A 23440-nucleotide genomic window follows, 5' to 3' on the forward strand; every position below is an offset into this window, starting at 1 on the left:
CTATGGTTAATCCGAGTATGAGACTTTCCGATCGGACCCACCGCGATGTCGCTTTCCATTCGTTACGTGATCCAGATCTTACATGCCGTGTCGTTGTTTGTCGTGGCCGTCGTGGCGGTGGCAGCGTTGGTGTTCACATCGCTCAGTGCGCTTGGCGTGACTGGTTGGCTGACATTCGAGGCATCAGTGGGCGGTGTACCCTATCCACATGCGGGGATGTGGCTTCAGATCGGTCTGACGGTCTTGCTGTCCGCGATGGCGTTTTTCCTGCCGACCAACGCCCGGATGATGGCGCTGGAACGCAGTCACCGCGATTTCCAGATCAGCATGGACGATATCAAGGTCGCCTATAACGCGGTGCATCATGCCGACCGTCAGGGCATCTTCAGCCTCAGCTCCGAATTTGATGCGGTGCGCGAACGGCTGGCCTATCTGCGCGATCATCCCGACCTCGTGCGTCTGGAACCCGGCGTCCTCGAGGTGGCGGCACAGATGGGCCAGACGTCCCGGCATCTGGCCGAAGTCTATTCAGAAGATCGAGTCGCGCGCGCCAAGGCGTTCCTCGCCGCCCGCCAGAAAGAGGCCGAGGATCAGCAAGAACAGATCCTGGAGGCGTTGCACATCTGCGAACAGATCCGCAGTTGGTCCGCGCAGGTCGAGATGGAGGAATCTCGCGTCGCGAACCAGCTCGCGCATCTGGACGAAGCATTGCAAAGCGTTCTGCCGCTGCTGGGATACGCGCTGGAACATGACACATCGCTGGATCAGGACACCGAACAGGACGCACCACCTAGCAACATCGTTAATCTACCCGCACAGAAACCAGCCGCCGAATAGGCTGACCTCCGCGAAAATGCGCCGTTGCCAGTCCGCCTGCTTTGGGGCAAAAGGTGAACATGGCAAAGGATCTGACATTTACCTGTTCCGACTGCGGTGCGGCATCGGCCAAATGGTCGGGGCGTTGCGACGCCTGTGGCGCATGGAACAGCATCGTCGAGGATGCGGGCCTGTCCAGCGGTCCCAAAAAACAGGGACTGGGCAAACATCGCGGCAAATCGATCCCGCTGACCGACCTTGCCACCCAAGAGGCGGAACCGCCCCGCACGCAGTCGGGTGTCACCGAACTTGACCGTGTTCTGGGGGGCGGCCTGACCAAGGGGTCGGCCCTGCTTGTCGGCGGGGATCCCGGCATCGGCAAATCGACATTGCTGCTGCAGGCCGCGGCACGGTTTGCGCGCAACGGCCTGCGAGTCGTCTACATTTCGGGCGAGGAATCGAATGCACAGGTACAGATGCGCGCCCGCAGGCTGGGCTTGGAAAAATCGCCCGTGCGTCTCGCCGCCGAAACCAACCTGCGCGACATCCTGACGACATTGGATCAGGACACGCCTGATCTGTGCGTAATCGATTCGATCCAGACCATGTGGTCCGACACCGTCGAAAGCGCGCCGGGCAGCGTCAGTCAGGTCCGGTCCTGCGCGCACGAATTGACGACCTTTGCGAAAAAGCGGGGCATGTCCGTCGTCATGGTCGGCCACGTCACCAAGGAAGGTGCGATCGCAGGCCCCCGCGTCGTCGAACACATGGTCGATACCGTGCTCTATTTCGAAGGCGAGCGTGGGCACCAGTTCCGCATCCTGCGCAGTGTGAAAAACCGCTTTGGCCCGGCCGATGAAATCGGCGTGTTCGAAATGACCGGCAAGGGTCTGGCAGAGGTGAAAAACCCCTCTGCCCTGTTCCTGTCCGAACGCGGCGAACCGGCCCCCGGTTCTGTCGTCTTTGCCGGGGTCGAAGGCACACGCCCGGTCCTGTGCGAAATTCAGGCGCTGGTCGCACCCTCGCCGCACAGCCAGCCGCGCCGTTCCGTCGTGGGTTGGGACGGCGGGCGGCTTGCCATGATCATGGCGGTTCTGGAATCGCGCTGCGACGTGCCGTTCACCGGGCTGGATGTCTATCTGAACGTCGCGGGCGGCCTGCGGATCAATGAACCCGCCGCCGATCTGGCGGTGGCCGCAGCACTGGTTTCCGCCCGAGAGGATGCCGCCCTGCCCAAGGAGGCGGTCATTTTCGGTGAAATCAGCCTGTCGGGTGCGTTGCGTCCGGTCATTCAGACGGAAAATAGATTGAAAGAGGCGCAGAAACTTGGTTTTACCTCGGCGATCATGCCGCGCGCGCCCAAGGGCACGCAAGGCGCCGGGATGGACCTGCGGGAAATGCAGGATCTGGCCGGTTTCGTAGAACAGGTTTTTGGCGCGCGCTAGCGGCCACGGGCCAGCCGGGGGACGCACATGGACGGTTTCACCATCATTGACGGCATCGTGGCCGCCACAATCGTTATTTCGGCGCTGCTGGCCTATTCGCGCGGTCTGGTCCGCGAGGCGATGGCCATCGCAGGCTGGATCGGGGCGACGATTCTGGCGTTCCTGTTTGCCGGTCAGGCCGAACCGCTGGTGCGCCAGATCCCGGTGCTGGGTGATTTCATCGGTGACAGCTGCGAATTGTCGATCATCGCGGCCTTTGCCGTCGTGTTCGCCGTGGCGCTGGTGGTCGTTTCGATATTCACACCCCTGTTTTCCAGCGTGATCCAGCGGTCGGCGCTGAATGGTCTGGACCAGGGACTGGGGTTCCTGTTCGGCGTTGCCCGCGGTGTCCTGCTGGTGACGGTGGCGTTCTTTGTCTATCAGACGGTACTGTCCGCACAGGATATCGCCATGGTCGAGGACAGCCGTTCAGCACGCATCTTTACCCAGTTCGGCGGCACGCTCGAAGATCGCGACCCCGAGGCAGCACTGGGCTGGATCACGTCGCAGTATGCTGCGCTGATCGGCGAATGCGGTGCCACGACCGACGTTCAGTAACCTCAATCATCCTTGTGCGCGCCGTGATCCTCAAAGGCGATCGGCGCGCGCCGCAGGTCCCGCAATTCCGAACTGTCCGCCCCTGACAGGAAATTGCTGACGATGGCCAGGCTGTCGATATTGTCTGCCACCACCTTGAACACCACCAGGAACGGCACGGCGACCAGCGCGCCGGGAATACCCCATAGCCACGCCCAGAGGACGACCGTCAGGAAAACCGCGACGGTATTCATCTTGAGCTGACGGCCCAACAGCGACGGGGTCACGAAATTGCCCTCGATCGTCGTGAAGGTGAGATAGACCAGAGGGGCCAGCAGGGCATATCCGAATTCGTCAAAGGTGATGATCGAAATCGCCCCGACCATCAAAACCCCGGCCATCGCCCCCAGATACGGCAGATAGTTCAACAAGAACGCCACGATGCCCCAGAGCCAGCCATAAGGCAGCCCCAGCAGCGTCAGAGCGACGCCGATGCACAGCCCCAGCGACGCGTTGATGACCGTAATCGTCAGCAGGTAATGCGACACCTTGCGTTCGATGTCATAGACCATGGTCAATGCGCGTTTCTTGCCACTCATGGTCTCAAAGCTCTGGACCAGCTTGATGTAGAACATGTCACCCGATGCGAGCAGAAATGTCGCCAGCACCAGCGCCACAGCCAATGTGGCACCCAATGTGCCGGCCATGTCGAATGCACTGTCCAGCATGGTCGGCTGTTGCACCACGACCTCTTGGGCTGCTTCACCGCCCGCTGCGGCCATCTTGGCCACGTCTTCGCCAGCCTGCCGCACACTTTCAAGCTGGCGGAACACGCCAGCCAGTTTGAACTGCAATTCGCGCGCCAGATCATCGAAATCCGACATCCAGGTGCTGACTGTTCCCGCGCCAAACAAAATGATAAGCCCGATCAACGTCGTGGTGATCGCGATCAGGCCGACGCCCGATGCCCAGTGCGGGACCCCGATGCGCGACAACCCGCGCGAAACCGGCGACAATGTCAGGGCAATCAGAAACCCGAGCATGACAGGCAGGATCAGGTCACGCGCAAAATAACAGGTCACGAAAATCGCGATCAACATCAACAGGGTCAGGCTGCGCCGTATGGATTCAAGGTGCGTCGCTGATTTCATTTGGGATGGGGCTTTCGTTTTGGCTGCAACTGGGGCAAAGCGCCGCAGCTTAGGTTTTCAACACCGCAGGTCACGCAATGTTCCCGATCACGTGATCGCGGTGGCCATTTTCGGTCTGACCTGCGCCGCCATGCAAATGTCGTGTGACAGTCTCGTGACTCTGCCGCGGGCATTGGTTAAACGCATCGCAACCGCCCCCGGAACCGGAGCTGCCACGTGCGCAATGCGAGCCATCCTGCCCCCGCGAAATCATTGCCTTCTCATCCGTTCGATCCCGATGATGACAAGCTCAAGGAGGAATGCGGCGTCTTTGGCGTCGTCGGCGTTTCGCAGGCTTCCAACTTTATCGCACTCGGCCTGCACGCCCTGCAACACCGTGGCCAAGAGGCCGGTGGTGTCGTGACCTACGACAGCACCACGGGGTTCAATCAGGCCCGCCGCATGGGTCTGGTGCGGGACAATTTCACCAGCGCGGAAACGCTGGCGCTGCTGCCGGGCAATATCGGCATCGGTCACGTGCGCTATTCCACCGCCGGGTCCAAGGGGCAGACGGCGATTCGTGACGTGCAGCCGTTCTTTGGCGAATTTTCCATGGGCGGCGCCGCCATCGCGCACAACGGCAACATCACGAATGCCGTGGCCCTGCGGCGCGAGTTGATCGAGCGTGGCTCGATCTTTCAATCGTCCAGCGATTCCGAATGCATCATCCACCTGATGGCGCGGTCGATGGGCCGCACGATCCCCGACCGCATGGAAGAGGCACTGCGCAAAGTCGAAGGCGCGTTTTCCGTGGTCGCCATGACCCGATCCAAGCTGATCGGCTGTCGTGACCCGCTGGGCGTGCGTCCGTTGGTGCTGGGTCAGCTGGGCGATGGCTGGGTGCTGGCGTCCGAAACCTGTGCACTGGACATCGTGGGTGCCGATTTCATCCGTGAAATCGAACCGGGCGAAATGCTGGTCATCAGCGCGGAAGACGGCGTGCAAAGCCATTTCCCGTTCCGCCGCCGGAAATCACGCTTCTGTATCTTTGAACACGTCTATTTCAGCAGGCCGGATTCGTCGCTGGGGGGCCGTTCGGTCTATGAAACCCGAGAGGCCATCGGCCGCGAACTGGCCAAGGAAGCACCGGTCGATGCCGATCTGGTCTGCCCTGTTCCCGACAGCGGCACGCCCGCTGCAATTGGTTATTCGCTGGAATCTGGCATTCCCTTTGCGATGGGGATCGTGCGCAACCAATACATGGGCCGCACGTTCATCGAACCGTCCGAACAGATCCGCAACATGGGCGTGCGCCTGAAACTGAACGTGAACCGCGCCCTTATTCAGGGCAAGCGGGTGATCCTGGTCGACGACAGTGTCGTGCGCGGCACCACCAGCCAAAAGATCAAGGAAATGATCCTCGAGGCTGGCGCCGCTTCTGTGCATTTCCGTATCGCCAGCCCGCCGACGGTCTGGCCCTGCTTTTACGGCGTGGACACGCCCGAACGTGAAAAACTGCTCGCCGCCCGCATGACAGAGGCCGAGATGACAGCCCATCTGGGCGTCGACAGCCTCAAGTTCATCTCGCTGGACGGGCTATACCGTGCCGTGGGCGAGCCCGGTGGCCGCGATCCGAAATCCCCGCAATATTGCGACGCCTGTTTTTCCGGCGACTATCCCATTGTGCCCTCGGACAAGATCGAGGCCGGTTTCAAGACCAAGGAACCGGCGGAATAGACCGCAAAACACCTGCCGCCCGGTTCATGAACGTGCCGGGCGCCAACGCCCCCGTCTGACGCCGATTGCGGCGTAGGCGGGCTCGTATCGTCGCACCCGACGGCGAAATATACTCTAACTGCGTGGTGGTCCTGACGGTTTACAATATCCTGCGCATCCTTTGACGGCGTGATAGCCGACCCCGCGCCTGAAACCATCCCTGTCACGCAGGACGATTCCGCCAATACCATCCGCCTGCGCTGGTGGAACAAATCATCGAAAGTGGACCGCATCCGCATTCGGGGTGATGTCATTCAGGAAACCTGCATCGCATTGGACAAGGCCAGTATCGGTCTGCCTTACCCAACGCAGGTGCACCTGTTTCACGACAAGACAGAGGCCAGCGACGGCATGAGGTCGCGGCAACGCGAGGTCTGACCCACCAACGGCGACGATCCCGAACCGCGCCGCATCGCGGACGCCTTGCGGGATCGTGATCGCAAGGGTTTAAAACGGGGCGGGGCTGCGCTGAAAACCGCCGATCCGGTCACCTGATTTGAGCACATCCCAGCACGGATGCCGCGCTGCGGCATTTACCGCTGTTCCCTCATTCAGAACTCCTTCAGTTGGCGCGCGAGCCCAGATGGAGCCGAGAACATGACCGACGCAAGCACGACCAACCCCATCCCCGACGACGTGGCACAGATCGCTGTCGCAGAAGAAAAACTGGACATGACGACCTTGGCACTCATCGGGCTGCGGCTGTCGCAAAACGGCAATGCGGCGCTAATCCGAACCGCACGCGGTGCGATCAGCCAGGTAACGATCGGTGATCGCGTGGATAACATGACCGTCGTGGCCGTATCTGAGCAGGGGCTCAGCCTTCTGGACCGCCGCGGTGTCACACGCAGGTTGACGATGCCAGGCTGACACTGGACAGCGCCGCCTTGCTGCGGCAAAGGGTGCGCATGACAGATAAGATCGCCCTCATCACCGGTGCCTCTCGTGGCCTTGGCGCGGCACTTGCCACCGCTCTCGCACCCACGCACCATATCGTTGCCGTTGCACGCACCGTTGGCGCGCTCGAGGAACTGGACGACGCGGTCAAGGCCGCGGGCGGTCAGGCCACGCTAGCGCCGATGGACATTTGCGTCGACGCAGCCATGCAGCAGCTGTGCCGCGGTATTTTCGACCGTTGGGGCAAGCTGGATCTGTGGATCCACACGGCAATCCACGCGGCACCCCTGGCACCTGCCGGACACATCGGGCCCAAGGACCTTGCGAAATCGCTCGAGGTCAACGTGACGGCCACGGCCCGGCTGATCGGTTATGTCTCGCCGCTTCTGGGTGCGCAGGGGCGCGCGGTGTTCTGCAACGACCACCCCGCGGGTCAGAAATTTTACGGCACATATGGTGCCACCAAGGCCGCACAGCTGGCGCTGGTCAACAGTTGGGCCGCCGAGACGGTTAAGACCGGACCGCAGGTCCGCCTGATCGACCCCGCCCCGATGCCCACAGCATTGCGCGCCCGGTTCTATCCCGGCGAAGACCGCAGTGCATTGGCCAGCCCGGCATCAGAGGCCGCCCGGCTGCTGCCCGAAATACTGGCTTGATCCTAACCCCGCGCGGGGCAAGCGCTTGCCCCGCCTTTTTCCATGACCTAACGTGCGGCAACACGCGCAAAGGGCTGTCATGCGGATACTCATCACCAACGACGACGGCATCAACGCCCCGGGTCTGGCCGTCCTGCACGACATCGCGTCCGCAATCGCTGGTCCCACGGGCGAGGTCTGGACCGTGGCCCCCGCGCAGGAACAATCCGGCGTCGGGCATTGCATCAATTATACCCATCCCACGATGGTCACACAGCTGGATCCGCGGCGTTTCGCGGTTCAGGGATCGCCGGCCGATTGCGTGCTGGCCGCATTGTTCGACATCCTGCCCGGGGAACCCGATCTGATCCTGTCGGGCGTGAACCGCGGCAACAACGCCGCTGAAAACGTGCTCTATTCCGGCACGATCGGCGCCGCGATGGAGGCTGCGTTACAGGGTCACCGGGCCATCGCATTGTCGCAGTACTATGGTCCACGCAACATGGACCCCGAACATGCCTTTGCAGCCGCCGCCACGCATGGCGTTGCTACCATCAACAGGCTGCTGGCCGCCGACGTTTGGGACGATGCCGACTACTGCCTGTTCTGGAACGTGAATTTCCCCCCCGTCCCAGCCGCAGATGTGGCGGGATTTCAGGTCACGACCCAAGGGTTCCGCCGCGGCGGTCATCATCACGTGGTCCGGGCCGAAACCCCGGGTCACCGTCATTTTCTGTGGGTCAAGGGAGGCGATCAGCAACGCGCGACCGGGGCCGGCACCGATGCACAGGCCAATGTCGATGGCTATATCTCGGCCACGCCGATGCGCGCGGACCTCACGGCGCACGATGTGATCGACCAGATGCGGGACAGGCTGGCTTGACCGATCCGCAAACCCAGATGCAGTTCCTCTTTGCCCTCAGGTCCAAGGGGGTGACGAACGAACGCGTGCTGACAGCGATGGAACGCATCGACCGGTCGCGATTTGTCAACAAGGGCCTCTTTGCCGAACGTGCCTACGAGGACATGCCGCTGCCCATTGCCTGCGGCCAGACCATCAGCCAACCGTCGGTCGTCGGGATCATGACGCAGGCCCTCGATGTTCAGCCCCGGCACAAGGTCCTCGAGGTCGGAACCGGGTCAGGCTATCAGGCGGCGATCCTCAGCCAGCTCGCGCGCCGGGTTTATACGGTGGACCGTTTCCGTCGCCTCGTGACCGAGGCCCAGACGATCTTTGACGCGCTCGATCTGCACAACATCACCGCATTGGTCGGCGACGGCAGCCACGGATTGCCGGAGCAGGCCCCGTTCGACCGTATCCTTCTGACCGCAGCAGCCGAGGACCCGCCCGGCCCGCTTTTGGCGCAATTGCGCGAGGGCGGGATCATGGTGCTGCCCGTAGGCCAGTCAGATACCGTTCAGACCCTGATCCGCGTGACACGCACACCACAGGGCCTTGATTACGCGGAATTGCGCGATGTGCGCTTTGTTCCCTTGATTGAAGGCCTCGGAGAGGACTAAAACGATGGCCAACCCGCGCAAGACGGACCCCGCAGTGGACAGGAGCCCATCCATGACCCAGACCCGCCGTAACGCAGCCCTGCGCCTGACCTTCAGTTGCGCGGGGATCGCCTTGATGGCGGCCTGCGACGCCGGCCTGCCGGACATCGACTTGCGGGATCGCACCGGCGCATTCGATACATCGCCGGCGGTGGGCAATCTGCCGGATCGACCCGATCCCGACCAGCGCGGCGTCATCACCTATGCCGACTATCAGGTCGCCGTCGCGCGACGTGGCGATACTGTCGCCTCGATCGCATCCCGCGTCGGTGTCGATCCCGCGACACTGGCCAGTTTCAACGGGATCGAACAGGGCGTCACGCTGCGCGATGGCGAGGTGCTGGCCTTGCCGACCCGCGTTCCGGGCGCACAAACGACGGTACCGCTGGATGTGACCGCGGTGGCAACCACGGCGCTGGACCGTGCGGATGCCACATCCGGCGGGCTGGCCGTACCGGCCGCGTCACCGGCCCAGACGACCGCAACCCAACCGATCCGCCATCGCGTCGAACGCGGTGAAACGGCGTTTTCGATCAGCCGCCTGTACAATGTCCCCGTCGGCACATTGGCAGAATGGAACGGGTTGGATTCCAGCCTGACCGTGCGCGAAGGTCAGTTCATTCTGGTGCCGCAGGGCGGCGGTGCGGCCGATCCTGCGGGTGGCCCGATCACCGCCCCCGGTATCGGCAGCACATCGCCCGTGCCGCCCTCGGCTGCGGCCCCCCTGCCCGCCAGCACGCCATCCGTCGCGGCACCTGTGACATTGCCCGATGCACCTGATCTGACGACAGCAGCCCCGACAGTGTCGGAAACAGCATCCGCACCGCCGCCGCCTCCGCCGCCAGCCCCCGCCCCGGCGGCCACACCCGCAGCAAGCGAGGCACGTTTTGTCCGGCCCTTGGCTGGCGCGATCATCCGCGACTACAGCCCCGGGCGCAACGAAGGCATCGACATCGCGGCGACTGCGGGCACCACGGTTAAGGCCGCCGATAGCGGCACCGTGGCCGCCGTCACACAAGACACGTCAGGCACATCCATCGTGGTTGTCAAACATGCAGACAACCTGCTCACCGTCTACACCAACCTCGAGAACCTGAGCGTCGCCAAAGGCGACAGCGTCGCACGTGGCGGCAATCTGGGTCAGGTTGGCGCAGGTGACCCGACATTCGTGCATTTCGAGGTGCGGCGCGGGCTGAACTCGGTCGATCCGAACGAATTCCTGCCCTGAGCCTTTCTTCTGGCCCGAAATATCCCGGGGGTCCGGGGGCAGCGCCCCCGGGCGATCCTAATGGATCGCCACGCCGCGTCGTCCTGCCAAATCCGTAAAGTACTGCCAGGCCACGCGACCGGACCGGCTTCCACGGGTGGCCTGCCATTCGATTGCTTCGGCGCGCAGTGTGGCGTCATCAATGGCGATCCCGTAGGAATCGCAATAGCCACGGATCATGGTCAGGAACTGATCCTGATCGCAGGCGTGGAACCCCAGCCACAGGCCGAAACGGTCCGACAGGGATACCTTTTCCTCGACCGCCTCGCCCGGTGTGATCGCCGTGGCGCGTTCGTTCTCGATCATCTCGCGCGGCATCAGGTGCCGCCGGTTCGATGTGGCGTAAAGCACGACATTGTCGGGCCGCCCTTCGATGCCGCCGTCCAGCACGGCCTTGAGCGATTTGTAATGCGCATCATCATGGCTGAACGACAGGTCATCGCAAAACAGGATGAACTGCGCGTCCGCGCCGCGCAGCAGGTGCAGGCAGCGGCTGATCGACGGCAGGTCCTCGCGTTGGATTTCGATGATCTTCAGCTGCGGATGGCTGGCATTCAGTTTGCCATGCACCGCCTTGACCAGACTGGATTTTCCCATCCCGCGCGCGCCCCACAACAGCGCATTGTTGGCCGGCAAGCCTTCGGCAAAACGGCGGGTGTTTTCCAGCAATGTATCCCGCGACCTGTCGATCCCGACCAGCAGGTCGACATCCACGCGGGACACGCGATCAACGGGCACCAGACGGTCAGGATCGGCCTGCCAGACGAACGCGTTCGCCGCGCTGAAATCCGGGGCGACCGCAGGGCCCGGACGCAGCCGTTCCAGCGCCGCCGCGATCCGTTCAAGGGCTGCATCACTCATTTCGCGTCATCATCGATGGGGTTTCCGTCAAGATCCTCATTTTCGCCCACGATGCCTTCGGCGCGCAGCTTGGCCAGACGCTGCCGTTCGACACGCGCGACAAGCTGGATCGACACCTCGTAAAGGCCATAAACCACGACAAACAGGATCACCTGACTGACGACATCCGGCGGTGTCGCCAGCGCCGCCACCAGCAGGATGCCAACCACGGCATATTTACGCGTGTTGCGCAGACCCACCGCGCTGACCAGACCGGCCTTGCCCATCAGGGTCAGCAGGACGGGCAGCTGAAAACACAGGCCAAAGGCCACGATGAATTTGATCGTCAGGTTCAGATAGGCCTTGGCCGATCCCTGAAACAGCAGACCCGCCGCCTGCGTCGTCGCCCCCTCTGGTCCGTCGGTCAGTGTGTTGCCCTGCTGAAACCCGAGAAAGAAATCGAACGCCAGCGGCGTGATGACGAAATAGGCGAATGACGCACCGAGGAAAAACATGAACGGCGAGGCCACCAGAAACGGCAGGAACGCGCCTTTTTCGGTCTTGTACAGCCCCGGTGCCACGAACCGCCACAACTGGTAGCTGATGACCGGGAACGCCAGCACCAGACCGCCCAGCAATGAAATCTGGATCGCGACAAAGAAGCCTTCTTCGAGGGCGATAAAGATCAGGCCGCAGTCCTGGCCGTCCAGTTCAAGCGCGCGGCACAGCGGACGTGTCAGGAAATCAAAGATCGGGTTCCAGACGGTGAAACAGATGATCATCCCGATGATGAACGCAACCAGCGACCGGATCAGCCGGTCGCGCAATTCGGTAAGGTGCTCGATCAGCGGTGCGGCACTGTCGTTGAGTTCGTCGGCAGCGCTCATGCCTTGGCCTCATCCTTGGGTTTGGGGGGCGTGTCCGTGGTATCGGCCGCCTCGGCTGACATGAAATCGGCGTTGTCCGCGTCCATTTCGGCCTGAGCGGCCTCGCGCGCCTGACGGTCCTCGGCCGCCTGTGCCGCAGCGGCGCTGATCTTGTCCTTGGCCGCCTGCCGTTCGGCAGACAGCTTGGCCGTAGCGGATGCCGGCTTGTCCTTCAGACCGGCGGCCTCGCGGGCCTTGTCCAGTCCGAAGGCCTGCGGATTGGCCGCCGCCTTGATCGATTTGGAGATATCCTTGACCCCCGCATCGTCGGCCGCAGCCTCCATCGCGCGGCTGAATTCGGACGCCATAGCCCGCGCCTTGCCGGTAAACTGTCCCAGCGTGCGGAACATGTTAGGCAGGTCCTTTGGCCCGATCACGATCAGGGCCACGATCCCCAAAAGGATCATTTCGCTCGCGCCAAGGCCGAACATGGGCAGCGCCCCCTATCTGTGGCTTAGACTTTGTCTTTGTCGGCTTTGTCGACGCTTGCGTCAGGTGTGACGTCGCGCGCATCGCCAAAGCTGTCGTCCAGTTCTTTCTTGCCGTCGTCGACACCGCGTTTGAACGCGGTGATGCCCTTGCCGACCTCGCCCATCAGCGACGAAATCTTGCCGCGCCCGAACAGGACCAGTACGACGACGGCGATCAGCAGAAGGCCCGGAAGGCCGATGTTGTTCAACATTTCAAATTCCCCTTTGCGCGCGGCGGGTGGCTTCCCACGGCGGTAATGACCCAACAGACATAAAACGCGGTGCGCCCGTTTGAAAGGGCTTTCACGGAATTGCAAACGGGCAATCCACCTTTTTTTGCTGGACTTTTCACAACTTGCGACAGAAACCTGTCAGGAGGGAGGATCGCCTGTGAAACGTGCCGACAGGCTGATGCGGATCGTGCAATTGCTGCGCCGTGGCGGGCTTCACCGGGCCGAGGCGCTGGCGCAGGCCACAGGCGTGCATGTCCGCACGATCTATCGCGACATGGACACGCTGGCCGCCTCCGGCGTGCCGGTCTCGGGGGAACGCGGCGTGGGCTACCGGATCACCGCAGCGGTCACACTGCCCGCGCTGAACCTGACCATGGACGAGGTCGAGGCACTGACGATCGGTCTTGCGGTCGTGGCACAGGGCCATGACGGGGAACTGTCGCGCGCTGCACAGGGTCTGTCGGCAAAACTGGACGCGCTCTTGCCAGAAGAATCGGGCGATCCCGCGCATCACGCACTGGCGATCTATCCGTTTGCCGATGCCGCACGCGGGTTTCAGCACCTGGCGGCGTTGCGGCAGGCGGTGCGGGCCCGCCAGCGCGTGCAGGTGACAATAGGCGATCAGACCGCGACCTTGCGGCCGCTGCGTCTGGACTATTGGGGCAGGCTCTGGACGTTGACGGCGTGGAACGAAACCGGCCGCAGGTTCGACGACCTGCGACTGGATCAAATGACCGGCCTGCGCCTGCTGCCCGGTCTATTCGTCGACGAGCCGGGCAAGACGCTGGCCGACTACCGCGCAAATGCGTTCTAGAACAGCACCTTGCGCAGCATGTTCAGCGCCACCAGGATCAGGAACACGCCAAACCCCCGCTTGAGCGGTTTTGCGTCGATCCGGTGGGCCAGCGCGGCCCCCATCGGGGCGGTGATCAGGGTCATGGCGATGACCAGCAGGAACGCCACCGCATTGACCGACCCGATGGTGAACGGCGGCGCGTCCTGCATCGGCGTCAGCAGGAAACCCACGACCGCTGGCACTGCGATGATCACGCCAAATCCAGCCGCCGTCGCAACAGCCCGGTGGATGGGCACCCCGAAGAGCGACATGACCGGCACGCCGAACGACCCGCCACCAATCCCCATCAGCACCGACAAGAAGCCCAGCATCGGTGACAGGATCGCGCGCAGCACGCCCTTGGGCATCGCATCGCCCAGCCGCCAGTGATTGCGCCCCGTCGCCATGTAAAGGCCGACAATCACGGCCAGAACGCCGAAAATCGCCTGAAGCGCGCTGGTGCGCAGCTGTGCCACCAGCAAGGTGCCAAGGATTGCACCGATCACGATGCCCGGTGCCCATGTTTTCAGGATATCCCAGTCAACCGCACCCTTCTTGTTGTGCGACATGACCGACCGGATCGAAGTCACGATGATCGTCGCGAGGGATGTGCCAAGGCACAGGCGCATCACCTCTGGCCCGTCGAACCCCAGCCCGACGAAGGCGTAATAGAACGCAGGCACCAACACGATGCCACCACCGACGCCCAGCAAACCGGCCAGAATCCCACCAAAGGCGCCGATGACCAGCAACAGCGCCCCCATCTGCAACAGCAACACAACATCCATGACTGGTTCCCCCTATTCAGCGGCAACCTGCGTCACGAAGGCGAGCGCGTCCAGCATCGTTTGCGATGATGCGCCGTCGCGCGATGCATTTTCCGACAGGTGACGTCGCCACATCCGCGCACCCGGCCGACCCTGAAACAGCCCCAGCATGTGCCGGGTGATCTGGTGCAGGCGGCCGCCCTGCGCGATATGCGCATCGACATAAGGGACCATCTGCATGACCGCCTCATGCGCCGTGATGGCGTGGTCGCTGCCAAAAATGCGGCGGTCGGCGTCCAGCAGGATCGCGCTGGGGTCGTGATAGGCCGCCCGCCCGATCATCACGCCATCCAATCCCTTGGCCAGAAAATCCTCTGCAAGATCAAGGCTGTCTATCCCGCCGTTCACGCTGAGATGCAGGTCCGGAAAGCGGTCCCGCATCGCCAGCACCAGGTCGTAATCCAGCGGAGGTATATCGCGGTTTTCCTTGGGGCTGAGACCTTGCAACCACGCCTTGCGCGCATGGATCGTGAACCGCGTCACACCCGCCCCCGCGACCCGTTCCAGAAAATCGGGCAGAACCTGCGCGGGGTCCTGATCGTCCACGCCGATCCGGCATTTCACGGTGACCGGAAGATGCGTGGCGTCCTGCATCGCCGTGACACAGGCCGCGACCAGATCGGGTTCTGTCATCAGGATGGCACCGAAACGCCCTGACTGCACACGGTCCGACGGGCAACCGCAATTCAGGTTGACCTCGTCATAGCCTGCTGCGGTCGCGATACGTGTCGCCTCTGCCAAGAGCGCAGGCTCTGACCCACCCAGCTGCACGGCCACGGGATGTTCCTGTGCATTGAACCGCAAGAGCCTTTCGGAGTCGCCCAGCACCACAGCAGGTGCCGTCACCATTTCGGTATAAAGCAACGCCTGACGCGACATCAGCCGGTGAAAATACCTGCAATGCCTGTCGGTCCAATCCATCATGGGGGCGCAAGATAGTGTCGCTCCCGAAGTGGCTGCGTTGTTGGGCATTCTAAGCTCTCCTATGGTCCGCGATCCGGTATTCGGGGCCATGTCGCACACATAATCCACATGAATTGCGGTGGTCTACCCCCAGATCAAAGACAGGTGAACGGCAGTTTTTGGGTGGGTCTGTGATCCGGTGCCCCTGCCCCATGACAAGGGACCAACGATAACGGTGCTTGGTGCGCTCAGCAGCGAAGGCCCCGTGAAAGCCCATTCTGGAAAATTCGGTGTTCTCATTGCGCGCGCTGGCGGCGTGAGATCTGCCGCATCTGGCAACTCTTCTGGCCAATTTCAGCGGTGCCAATGCCGATGCGATCGTCACGCTGGCAGATGAAATTGGGTTTGATCCGACGGTATTGGAAGAGCTGCGCCTTATCGTCGATGCGCTTGTGGTTTTAGGCTTCCATAACCTTACGGTCGACTCGGCAATCGCGCTGATCCAGATGCCGCCCGACGACAGCCCCTATCCAACGCCAAATTGCGCGACATCGGATCGTCCTGACTGACCGAACCTCGCGGGATGGGACTGATGGGCGAAGCCACGCCGAGCACACCTTGTTTGTCCCATGGCGATCACGTGTGGATGGAATGCCGCAGCCGCGACGACCAGCGGCTGTTCGGCGCGATCGACCAGCGCGACATCGCTGCCCCCACGTCCCGAGCCGTTGCCACCCTGGCACATGGCTTGCACGGAACGCGCAAAGTGGCGACACTGACTGACCGTTGCAGCCAGGCAGGACAGCCCCACATGACGAACCCTCTCTATGATGCGCTCTTTGGCTGTCATGCCGGGCGGCAGACCCCGTTTCTGCACTTGCCGGACGGTAACACGATCACGCATGACGCATTCCTGCGGATGGCCGCACGATTTGCCCATGCGATCAGTGATCTGGGGTTGGCCGCTGGCGACCGGCTGGCCGTGCAGATCGACAAATCGCCTCAGGCACTGGCCGTCTATGCGGCCTGCGCCCAGACAGGCGTCATATTCCTGCCGTTGAACACGGGCTACACGGCGGCAGAGCTGGATTATTTCATCGGCAACGCAGGTGCGAAACTGGTGCTGGCCAGCCCGCAGCGGTCAACGGATCTGGCACCTGTCGCGCAATCGCATGGTGCCCTTTTGCACAGCCTGGACGCGCAAGGGGCTGGCAGTTTCGCGGACCTTGCAGCGGGGTGTCCCGATCAATTCGACACGGTGCCGCGCAGCGGCGATGATCTGGCAGCCTTCCTCTATACATCCGGTACCACGGGCCGGTCCAAGGGGGCGATGCTGACACAGGACAACCTGCTGTCCAACGCGCGGACGCTGACCGAATACTGGCGTTTTACGGCGCAGGATGTGCTGCTGCATGCGCTGCCGATCTTTCACACGCACGGACTGTTCGTGGCGACCAACATCACGTTGCTGGCCGGTGGCGCGATGATTTTCCTGCCGAAATTCGAGACCGACCAGATCATGGCCCACCTACCCCGCGCCACCGCCCTGATGGGGGTGCCGACGTTCTATACCCGCCTGCTGGACGAGGACCGATTTGATGCGAACCTGTGCGCCAACATGCGGCTGTTCGTGTCGGGCTCTGCGCCCCTGCTGGCAGAAACGCACGCCCGCTTTGCAGGCAGGACCGGGCACCGAATCCTTGAACGCTACGGGATGACGGAAACCAACATGAACACCTCAAACCCCTATGACGGCGACAGGCGGGCGGGCACCGTCGGTCTGCCGCTGCCGGGGGTCGCGCTCAAGATTACCGACCCGGCCACCGGGGCAGAGCTGGCCCCCGGCACCATCGGCCAGATCGAGGTGCGCGGCCCCAACGTTTTCAAGGGATATTGGCAGATGCCCGAGAAAACCGCCGAAGAGCTGCGCCCCGACGGATTTTTCATCACTGGGGACCTCGGCCTGATCGATGCCGACGGCTATGTCAGCATTGTCGGGCGCAACAAGGACCTGATCATCTCTGGCGGGTTCAACATCTACCCCAAGGAAATCGAAGCAGTGCTCGATGCACAGCCCGGTGTTCTGGAAAGTGCTGTCATCGGCGCACCGCACCCCGATTTCGGAGAAGGCGTTGTCGCCGTGCTGGTCGCCGCACCGGGGGCCACGATCGACCCAGATGCGATCTTGGCGCAGCTTGGCCCCAAACTGGCGCGGTTCAAACAGCCAAAACGAATCGTCACTCTGGACGCGCTGCCCCGCAACACCATGGGCAAGGTGCAGAAAAACATCCTGCGCGATGCCTATGCGGGCAGTTTCAGCGCGTGATCATTCTTGCCTGCGGGCGGCCATATCCGCGACCGAGGCCGCCGTGTTGACTGCCGTCAGACTGGCCATGCGGGCCGGATCGGCGCGGGCCAGATGGCGCGGTGCCTCGCCCGCGAACAACAGGTCCAGCTCATCCAGTATCAGCCGCCCGATCAACTGCCGCCCGCCCGGCACAGCCGCCGCGCGATGTGGTGACAGAATCACCCCGGGCAGGCTGCGGATCGGATGATCGGCGGCCAGCGGTTCGGTCGGAAACACGTCGATGGCCGCCTGAATGCGACCTGCCACCAATGCCACCATCAGCGCGTCGAAATCCACCAGATGCGCCCGGCTCAGCACGACCAATCGTGCGCCCTTCGGCATCAACGCCAGCTGATCCGCGCCGATCAATTTGTGGTTTTCCGATGTCGGCACCGCGACGACGAACACTACGTCAGACGCGCCCATGACCGTATCAAGATCGCACAAGCTGGCCCCAAGATTCTTTGCAACAGCGTCTGGCAGCCAGGGATCATGTGCCCGAATGGTTACCCCAAAGGGGGCCAGCAACGGGCAAAGCGCCCGTGCGATTTGTCCAAAACCGACAAACCCGATATTCGCGCCGAACAGCGTTCTATCGCGGCCATTCATGTCGTCCAGCCAATTTTCAGTCCCGACACGGAACCGTTCGTGTTCCGCCACCAGCCCCCGTGCCGAGCCTAGGGCCATCGCCAGTCCCATTTCCGCAACCGATTGCCTGAACCCCGGTGCGCAACTGAGCACTGGGATACCGGCCGCATCACAGGCCGCATAGTCGATGGTGGCGGGAAATTCGCCCGACACCTCGATCACGGCCCGCAGGTGGGGCGCGCGGTCCAGCGTCGCCTGATCGATGCGCGGATCGGTCGTGATGATGACTGCCGCATCGGACAGGGCAGCGTCATAAATGTCCGGCGGGATCGGCCCATCCTCGCCCCAGACCACGTCATAGGCCTGTAGCCGCGACAGGCTGTCTGCGTCGAACAGTTCGGTCATGCCGCGCCAGTGCGGCGCAAGGATGATCTTGGGTTTCATCGCGGCTCCTCCTCCGGTTTGGGGCAGCATGTCCGGTTTCGCGCAGCCTGCAAAGTCCGCATTGCGCCTGTCCGGCGCAATGCTAGGGTCAGCACATTCCCATTAGACAGGAGCCCGCCATGTTGGACCCGATCCGGGACTGGGACGATGCCTTTGCCAACAGCGCCCATATTCCGGGGTCCGAAACCTTGCCGGCCCAATGGGCGATGGCGGCCGCAACCTTTCGCGACAGCGGTGTGCGGATCGAACGCGACCTGCCCTACGCTGCAGCGCCACGCGCGCGATATGATCTGGTCTGGCCCGAGGGCACGCCGCGCGGGCTGGCGGTCTTTGTCCACGGCGGATACTGGCTGCAAACGGAAAAATCCGACTGGACCCATCTAGCCGCGGGTGCGGTCGCGGCCGGTTGGGCGGTTTGTTTGCCGGGCTACACGCTGGCCCCCCAGGCCCGGATCAATGAAATCACATCACAGGTCGGGGCGGCGATCAGCGCCGCGGCGCTGCGCGTTGACGGCCCCATCCGGCTGGCGGGTCATTCCGCCGGTGGGCATCTGGCCACCCGGATGATCTGCGCCGACAGCCCGCTCTCTAGCCGCGTGCTGGACCGGGTGGCGCATGTCATTGCGATCAGCGGGCTGTTCGACCTGCGCCCGCTGCTGCGCACGGCAATGAATGACCGTCTGTGCCTGGACCAGGCAGAGGCCGTGGCCGAAAGCCCCGCTTTGCTAGCCCCCGCCCGCGCCATTCCCATGACCTGCTGGGTCGGCGGCGGTGAGAGGCCCGAATTCCTACGCCAGTCGCGCCTGATGGCTGCGATCTGGGACGGGCTGGACGTGCCGACCACGTTGCACATCGACGACGATCACAACCATTTTTCCGTCATCGCAGGACTGGACGATCCTGACAGCGCGCTGGTGCGCTGCTGGTTGACGACGGATCACTGACCGTTCCGAAACCTGCGGTTCAGCTTGCGCATGCCGCCGATCCAGCGGTCGGTGTCATCCGCCTTGTTCCGGATGTAATCGCGGACCTGAAGGTGTGGCAGGATCAGGAATACCTCGTCCAGCACCCCCTGCACGCAGGCCTCTGCAACGGCTTGGGGCGGTATGACACCATCGATCCCGGCAACCCCCGCACCACCTGCGATCATGGCGGTATCGACCCCTTGCGGGCACAGCACAGATACCCTGGTCCCATCGTCGCCGTGGGTCAGTGCCAACCATTCGGCCAGACCGACAGCCGCATGTTTCGTCACACCGTAAGGAGCCGCACCGATCTGGTTCAAGAGGCCGGCGGCAGAGGCGGTGTTCACCAGATAACCCCCGCCCCGCGCGATCATGCGCGGCACCAGATGACGCGCGGCATAGACATGTGCCATGACGTTGACTTGCCAGATGCGCTGCCAGTCGGGATCGGGCACCTCGACCCCGCCGGACACAAAAATGCCGGCGTTCGAGCAGAACAGGTCGATCGGTCCAGTGTCACACTCGATCCTGTCGATCAGGCCGGCGACCTGCGCCTCTTGGGCCAAGTCCACCGTGGCGGCCTGACCGTTCACCAGCGCTGCCGTCGCGGCAGCACCCGGGCCGTCACGATCCACACAAACCAGCCGCGCACCGGCTTGGGCAAATGCCATGCACAGCGCCCGCCCGATCCCTGCGGCGGCCCCCGTGACGACGACCAGTTTGTCCCGTGGATCCATGATGCCCCCCTTTTCTGCAAACCGTGCCACGATGACCGGGGCCACGTCACGTGACAAGCGGGACTGTGGCATTGCGCGGGCGCGGGCTTTGCGCTTTGCTGATCCGACGCAACAGCCTGACAGGACAGCACATGCCGAAAGAGACGCAGACCTTGGACCTTGCTGCGGTCGAACGCTATCTGACAGCGCATCTGCCCGGGTTTTCTGGTCCGATCACGGCAGAGAAATTTCAGGTGGGCCAATCCAACCCTACGTTTTTGCTGACAACGGCTGCGGGCAAATATGTGCTGCGGCGCAAACCGCCCGGGGTGCTGCTGAAATCGGCGCATGCTGTCGACCGTGAATTTCGGGTGCAGCGGGCACTGGCGGGCACGGATGTGCCGGTCGCACCCGTGCATCTGCTGTGTCAGGACCCGTCGGTGATCGGGTCGGATTTCTACGTCATGGACCATGTGGCAGGGCGCAATTTCAACGAACCCACGCTGGACGGGCTGACAGTATCGGAACGGCGCGCCCTGATGGACGACTGGAACCGCGTTCTGGCGGCCCTGCACAACGTGGATATCGACGCCGTCGGGCTGGGCGACTTTGGTCCACCCGGAAACTACTTTGAACGGCAGATCGCGCGCTGGACCAAGCAATATGCAGCCTCCGAAACGTCACACCTGCCTGACATGGATGCGCTGACCGCTGCGATGGCGCGCCACCTGCCCCCCGACGACGGCCAGCGCACGCTGGTGCATGGCGACTACCGGATCGACAACATGATGTTCGCACAGGCCGGGACGGACTGCGTCGCCGTGCTGGACTGGGAGTTGTCGACCACAGGCCACCCTTATGCCGACCTCGCGGCGGTGCTGATGCAGTGGCAGATGCCGACGGGGCCAGATACTCGTGGTCTGGAGGGTGTTGACCGCGCAGCCCTTGGCCTGCCGACGGATGCAGATTTTGTCGCGGCCTATTGCGCGCGGCGCGGCATCGACGGGATCGCGCACCTTGGGTTCTATGTGGCATTCTGCTTTTTCCGGATGGCCGCGATCCTGCAGGGCGTCTATCGCAGGTCGCTGGACGGCAATGCGTCAAACCCAGAGGCCGGTCGCCGCGCCGGTCAAATGGTGCCGATGTTCGCAGCCAAGGGGATGGCGGCGCTGGACGGCTAGGCCTGCGGGATTGTCACGCGCGCCTGCAAACCGCCTTCTTTGCGGTTGGCCAGCGTGATCGTGCCGCCATGCGACAGGACGATATTGCGGGCGATCGACAGGCCCAGACCGGCACCGCCGGTGTCAGTGCTGCGGCTGTCGTCACCGCGTACAAAGGGATCGAACATCGCATCCAGCCTTGCGGGATCGATTCCCGGCCCCGTGTCGCTGACCGTGACCACCGCCGCGCCATCTGCGGTGCTGACAGCAACCTGCGCCTGACCGGCATAGCGGACCGCGTTGTCGATCAGATTGCCCAGCGCCCGGCCCAGCGCGACAGGCCGTGCACGCACCCAGACAGGACCCGCGTCGGCCAGCACCGCGCCCCGTTCGGCGCACAACCGTGTCAACAAGACGGTCAGATCGACGCGTGTGACCTTTTCGGCCTCGGCTGCGCCACGGGCAAAGGCCACAAGACCATCGGCCATGACCGTCATCTCGTCCAGCGTGCGGATCATTGCGGCCGCCTCTGGGCTGTCCAGCATTTCGGCCCTGATCCGCAGCGACGTGATCGGTGTGCGCAGGTCGTGGCCCACCGCCCCCAGCGTGCGCATCCGTTCTGCGTCAAACTGCGCGATGCTTGCCTGCATGGCGTTGAATGCAACACCCAGCTCGCGCAGCTCGCGCGCGCCGCCCTCGACTACGCGGACGCTGCGGTCACCGCGCCCGGCCGCGCGGGTGGCGGCCGTCAGGCGGGTCAGCGGCCCGGTCAACCGCCGCAGTAACAGCCAACTGACCCCAAGGGTGGACACCAGCGACAGGCTCAACAACAAAAAGAACAGCCGATCGTCAAAATCCGGACCGTCCTGTGGCAATGGCCGTGTCGCGACATTCAACCATTGGCCCACCGGACCGCGCAACTGGATCGAGATCGCCAGCGCCTCGATCCGCGCCCTGCCCCGGTCCTCGCCACGTGCGGGTATCAGTGACGCCCTCACCTCTCTGCCCGGCAGCATGTCACCAAGCGATTGCACAAGACGCTGCACACGCGGCAGACCGCCTGCGGCGGGTCCGACCAGTGCATCTGCCGTGACCGACACGCGGGAAAACCGGGTCGATGCCTCGGCAGCGATCCGCATCCGTTCGGCGGCGGCAACGGCCTCGATCGCGGGCACCAGCGACACCACGCGTTCGATTTCGCGTTGGGCCAACGCGGCGCGGTCGCCCTGCACCCGGTCCACCGACAACAGGATCAGCGCCGCGACATTGGCCGCGATCAGGGCTGCCGCCAGCAGCAGCATGAACCGCCCTGCAAGGCCGCTGGGAAACAACCGCCTCATGCCGGGGTCACCTCGGCCGCCAGACGGTATCCGCCGCCCCATTCGGTCACGATCAACACGGGGCGTGCCGGATCATCCTCGATCTTGCGGCGCAGGCGGCTGACGGCATTGTCGATGGCGCGGTCATAGGCCTTGCTGTCGCGCCCGGCGGTCAGATCCAACAGACGCGCCCGGCTGAGCACGGTCGCCGGATGATCGAGAAAAATCCCCATCAGGCGGCTCTCGCCCGTGGTCAGATCGACGCTGTGGCCGTCGTCATGAACCAACGACTGGGCGGCGGGATCATGCACCCAAGCTCCGAACCGCCTGCGGTCACTGGCAACCACTGCCGCCGGTTCGGGTACGCGACGTAGAACGGCGCGGATCCGCGCCAGTAGTTCGCGCGGATTGAACGGCTTGGTGACGTAATCGTCGGCCCCCATTTCCAGCCCGACAATCTGGTCGGTGCCGTCGGCCATGGCGGTCAGCAGGATGATCGGCGGCCCCTTGTGTTCGACCAGCCAGCGACACAGGCTCAGCCCGTCTTCGCCTGGCATCATGATGTCGAGGATCACCAGCGCGATCCGCGCCTCGTCCAATGTGCGACGCGCCTCGCCTGCGTTCGCGGCAAGCTGCGTGCGGTAACCCTGTTTGCGCAGGTATTGGCCCAGCGGTTCGCGGATGTCGCGCGCATCGTCCACGATCAGGATCTGGGGGGCCTCTGCGTCGGTCATCGGTGAAATCCACTTGTTGCCCCCCCTGTCA

25 protein-coding genes are annotated in these 23440 nt (G+C 63.3%); 14 read left to right on the forward strand and 11 right to left on the reverse strand.

Features of this window, described 5'->3' with window-relative positions:
• Positions 1-45: 45 nt before the first annotated feature.
• The 3 genes from LGQ03_RS03770 to LGQ03_RS03780 are packed head-to-tail and all read left to right on the forward strand — an operon-like array spanning position 46 to position 2858.
• Positions 46-837, forward strand: coding sequence for a DNA repair protein (locus LGQ03_RS03770; RefSeq protein WP_226747310.1), 792 nt, complete (start codon positions 46-48; stop codon positions 835-837).
• A 59-nt stretch (positions 838-896) separates the two neighbouring features.
• Positions 897-2261 (forward strand): DNA repair protein RadA, encoded by a 1365-nt coding sequence (radA, locus tag LGQ03_RS03775; RefSeq protein ID WP_090160514.1) that lies wholly within the window; start codon positions 897-899, stop codon positions 2259-2261.
• A gap of 27 nt (positions 2262-2288) precedes the next feature.
• Positions 2289-2858: a CvpA family protein gene (locus tag LGQ03_RS03780; protein WP_056033615.1), complete on the forward strand. Its 570-nt coding sequence runs from the start codon at positions 2289-2291 to the stop codon at positions 2856-2858.
• A gap of 2 nt (positions 2859-2860) precedes the next feature.
• Here the strand turns inward: LGQ03_RS03780 and LGQ03_RS03785 are convergent, their stop codons facing one another.
• A complete protein-coding gene (locus tag LGQ03_RS03785) occupies positions 2861-3988 on the reverse strand; it encodes an AI-2E family transporter (protein WP_090160512.1) in 1128 nt (375 codons plus the stop codon).
• Positions 3989-4204: 216 nt separating this feature from the next.
• Between LGQ03_RS03785 and purF the strand changes: the two genes are divergently transcribed.
• From purF to LGQ03_RS03820, 7 genes are all read left to right on the forward strand, one after another.
• Positions 4205-5704, forward strand: coding sequence for an amidophosphoribosyltransferase (gene purF, locus LGQ03_RS03790; protein WP_226747311.1), 1500 nt, complete (start codon positions 4205-4207; stop codon positions 5702-5704).
• Positions 5705-5872: 168 nt separating this feature from the next.
• Entirely contained in the window at positions 5873-6121 is a 249-nt protein-coding gene (locus LGQ03_RS03795) for a hypothetical protein (protein WP_226747312.1), read from the forward strand.
• A gap of 219 nt (positions 6122-6340) precedes the next feature.
• A complete protein-coding gene (locus LGQ03_RS03800) occupies positions 6341-6613 on the forward strand; it encodes a hypothetical protein (RefSeq protein ID WP_226747313.1) in 273 nt (90 codons plus the stop codon).
• A gap of 38 nt (positions 6614-6651) precedes the next feature.
• Positions 6652-7296 (forward strand): SDR family NAD(P)-dependent oxidoreductase, encoded by a 645-nt coding sequence (locus LGQ03_RS03805; RefSeq protein WP_226747314.1) that lies wholly within the window; start codon positions 6652-6654, stop codon positions 7294-7296.
• A 79-nt stretch (positions 7297-7375) separates the two neighbouring features.
• On the forward strand, positions 7376-8158 hold the full coding sequence (surE, locus tag LGQ03_RS03810) for a 5'/3'-nucleotidase SurE (protein ID WP_226747315.1): 783 nt from the start codon (positions 7376-7378) through the stop codon (positions 8156-8158).
• Between the two features lie 17 nt (positions 8159-8175).
• Positions 8176-8796, forward strand: coding sequence for a protein-L-isoaspartate(D-aspartate) O-methyltransferase (locus tag LGQ03_RS03815; RefSeq protein ID WP_404807549.1), 621 nt, complete (start codon positions 8176-8178; stop codon positions 8794-8796).
• A 52-nt stretch (positions 8797-8848) separates the two neighbouring features.
• Positions 8849-10063 carry a peptidoglycan DD-metalloendopeptidase family protein gene (locus tag LGQ03_RS03820; RefSeq protein ID WP_226747317.1) on the forward strand — a complete coding sequence of 405 codons (1215 nt, stop codon included), beginning with the start codon at positions 8849-8851 and terminating at the stop codon, positions 10061-10063.
• Positions 10064-10120: 57 nt separating this feature from the next.
• Here the strand turns inward: LGQ03_RS03820 and LGQ03_RS03825 are convergent, their stop codons facing one another.
• From LGQ03_RS03825 to LGQ03_RS03840, 4 genes are read right to left on the reverse strand one after another with little or no spacing between them, the layout of a single operon-like run.
• Positions 10121-10963 carry an ATP-binding protein gene (locus LGQ03_RS03825; protein WP_226747318.1) on the reverse strand — a complete coding sequence of 281 codons (843 nt, stop codon included), beginning with the start codon at positions 10961-10963 and terminating at the stop codon, positions 10121-10123.
• Positions 10960-11829 (reverse strand): twin-arginine translocase subunit TatC, encoded by an 870-nt coding sequence (gene tatC / locus LGQ03_RS03830; protein WP_090160495.1) that lies wholly within the window; start codon positions 11827-11829, stop codon positions 10960-10962. Before tatC ends, LGQ03_RS03825 begins: the two co-directional genes overlap by 4 nt.
• Positions 11826-12299: a Sec-independent protein translocase protein TatB gene (tatB, locus tag LGQ03_RS03835; RefSeq protein WP_226747319.1), complete on the reverse strand. Its 474-nt coding sequence runs from the start codon at positions 12297-12299 to the stop codon at positions 11826-11828. The genes tatC and tatB overlap by 4 nt, the downstream gene beginning before the upstream one ends.
• Positions 12300-12322: 23 nt before the next feature.
• Positions 12323-12550 (reverse strand): twin-arginine translocase TatA/TatE family subunit, encoded by a 228-nt coding sequence (locus LGQ03_RS03840; RefSeq protein WP_056033637.1) that lies wholly within the window; start codon positions 12548-12550, stop codon positions 12323-12325.
• Positions 12551-12728: 178 nt separating this feature from the next.
• On the opposite strand from LGQ03_RS03840, the gene LGQ03_RS03845 reads away from it, so the two are divergent.
• The gene (locus LGQ03_RS03845) at positions 12729-13385 is read left to right on the forward strand and encodes a helix-turn-helix transcriptional regulator (protein WP_090160491.1); all 657 of its coding nucleotides are present in this window, start codon (positions 12729-12731) and stop codon (positions 13383-13385) included.
• Here LGQ03_RS03845 and LGQ03_RS03850 read toward each other — a convergent pair.
• Both LGQ03_RS03850 and dusA read right to left on the reverse strand, forming a co-directional pair.
• The gene (locus LGQ03_RS03850; protein WP_090160489.1) at positions 13382-14194 is read right to left on the reverse strand and encodes a sulfite exporter TauE/SafE family protein; all 813 of its coding nucleotides are present in this window, start codon (positions 14192-14194) and stop codon (positions 13382-13384) included. The genes LGQ03_RS03845 and LGQ03_RS03850 overlap by 4 nt on opposite strands.
• Positions 14195-14206: 12 nt before the next feature.
• Positions 14207-15205, reverse strand: coding sequence for a tRNA dihydrouridine(20/20a) synthase DusA (gene dusA / locus LGQ03_RS03855; RefSeq protein WP_226747320.1), 999 nt, complete (start codon positions 15203-15205; stop codon positions 14207-14209).
• A gap of 742 nt (positions 15206-15947) precedes the next feature.
• Between dusA and LGQ03_RS03860 the strand changes: the two genes are divergently transcribed.
• Positions 15948-17462 (forward strand): malonate--CoA ligase, encoded by a 1515-nt coding sequence (locus tag LGQ03_RS03860; RefSeq protein WP_226747321.1) that lies wholly within the window; start codon positions 15948-15950, stop codon positions 17460-17462.
• Here LGQ03_RS03860 and LGQ03_RS03865 read toward each other — a convergent pair whose 3' ends face one another.
• On the reverse strand, positions 17463-18515 hold the full coding sequence (locus tag LGQ03_RS03865; protein WP_226747322.1) for a hydroxyacid dehydrogenase: 1053 nt from the start codon (positions 18513-18515) through the stop codon (positions 17463-17465).
• A 119-nt stretch (positions 18516-18634) separates the two neighbouring features.
• On the opposite strand from LGQ03_RS03865, the gene LGQ03_RS03870 reads away from it, so the two are divergent.
• Positions 18635-19459, forward strand: coding sequence for an alpha/beta hydrolase (locus LGQ03_RS03870; protein ID WP_226747323.1), 825 nt, complete (start codon positions 18635-18637; stop codon positions 19457-19459).
• Here LGQ03_RS03870 and LGQ03_RS03875 read toward each other — a convergent pair.
• Positions 19453-20217, reverse strand: coding sequence for an SDR family NAD(P)-dependent oxidoreductase (locus LGQ03_RS03875; RefSeq protein ID WP_226747324.1), 765 nt, complete (start codon positions 20215-20217; stop codon positions 19453-19455). The two genes, LGQ03_RS03870 and LGQ03_RS03875, sit on opposite strands and share 7 nt — an antisense overlap.
• Positions 20218-20348: 131 nt before the next feature.
• Here LGQ03_RS03875 and LGQ03_RS03880 point away from each other — a divergent pair, with 131 nt between their 5' ends.
• Positions 20349-21377 carry a phosphotransferase family protein gene (locus LGQ03_RS03880; RefSeq protein ID WP_226747325.1) on the forward strand — a complete coding sequence of 343 codons (1029 nt, stop codon included), beginning with the start codon at positions 20349-20351 and terminating at the stop codon, positions 21375-21377.
• On the opposite strand, the gene LGQ03_RS03885 is transcribed toward LGQ03_RS03880, so the two are convergent.
• Together LGQ03_RS03885 and LGQ03_RS03890 are read right to left on the reverse strand one after the other, a co-directional pair.
• The gene (locus tag LGQ03_RS03885; protein ID WP_226747326.1) at positions 21374-22696 is read right to left on the reverse strand and encodes an ATP-binding protein; all 1323 of its coding nucleotides are present in this window, start codon (positions 22694-22696) and stop codon (positions 21374-21376) included. The two genes, LGQ03_RS03880 and LGQ03_RS03885, sit on opposite strands and share 4 nt — an antisense overlap.
• Entirely contained in the window at positions 22693-23409 is a 717-nt protein-coding gene (locus tag LGQ03_RS03890; RefSeq protein ID WP_226747327.1) for a response regulator, read from the reverse strand. The genes LGQ03_RS03885 and LGQ03_RS03890 overlap by 4 nt, the downstream gene beginning before the upstream one ends.
• Positions 23410-23440: the final 31 nt, after the last annotated feature.

The sequence above is a fragment of the Loktanella gaetbuli genome (genome assembly GCF_020531945.1).
Lineage (GTDB): Bacteria > Pseudomonadota > Alphaproteobacteria > Rhodobacterales > Rhodobacteraceae > Loktanella > Loktanella gaetbuli.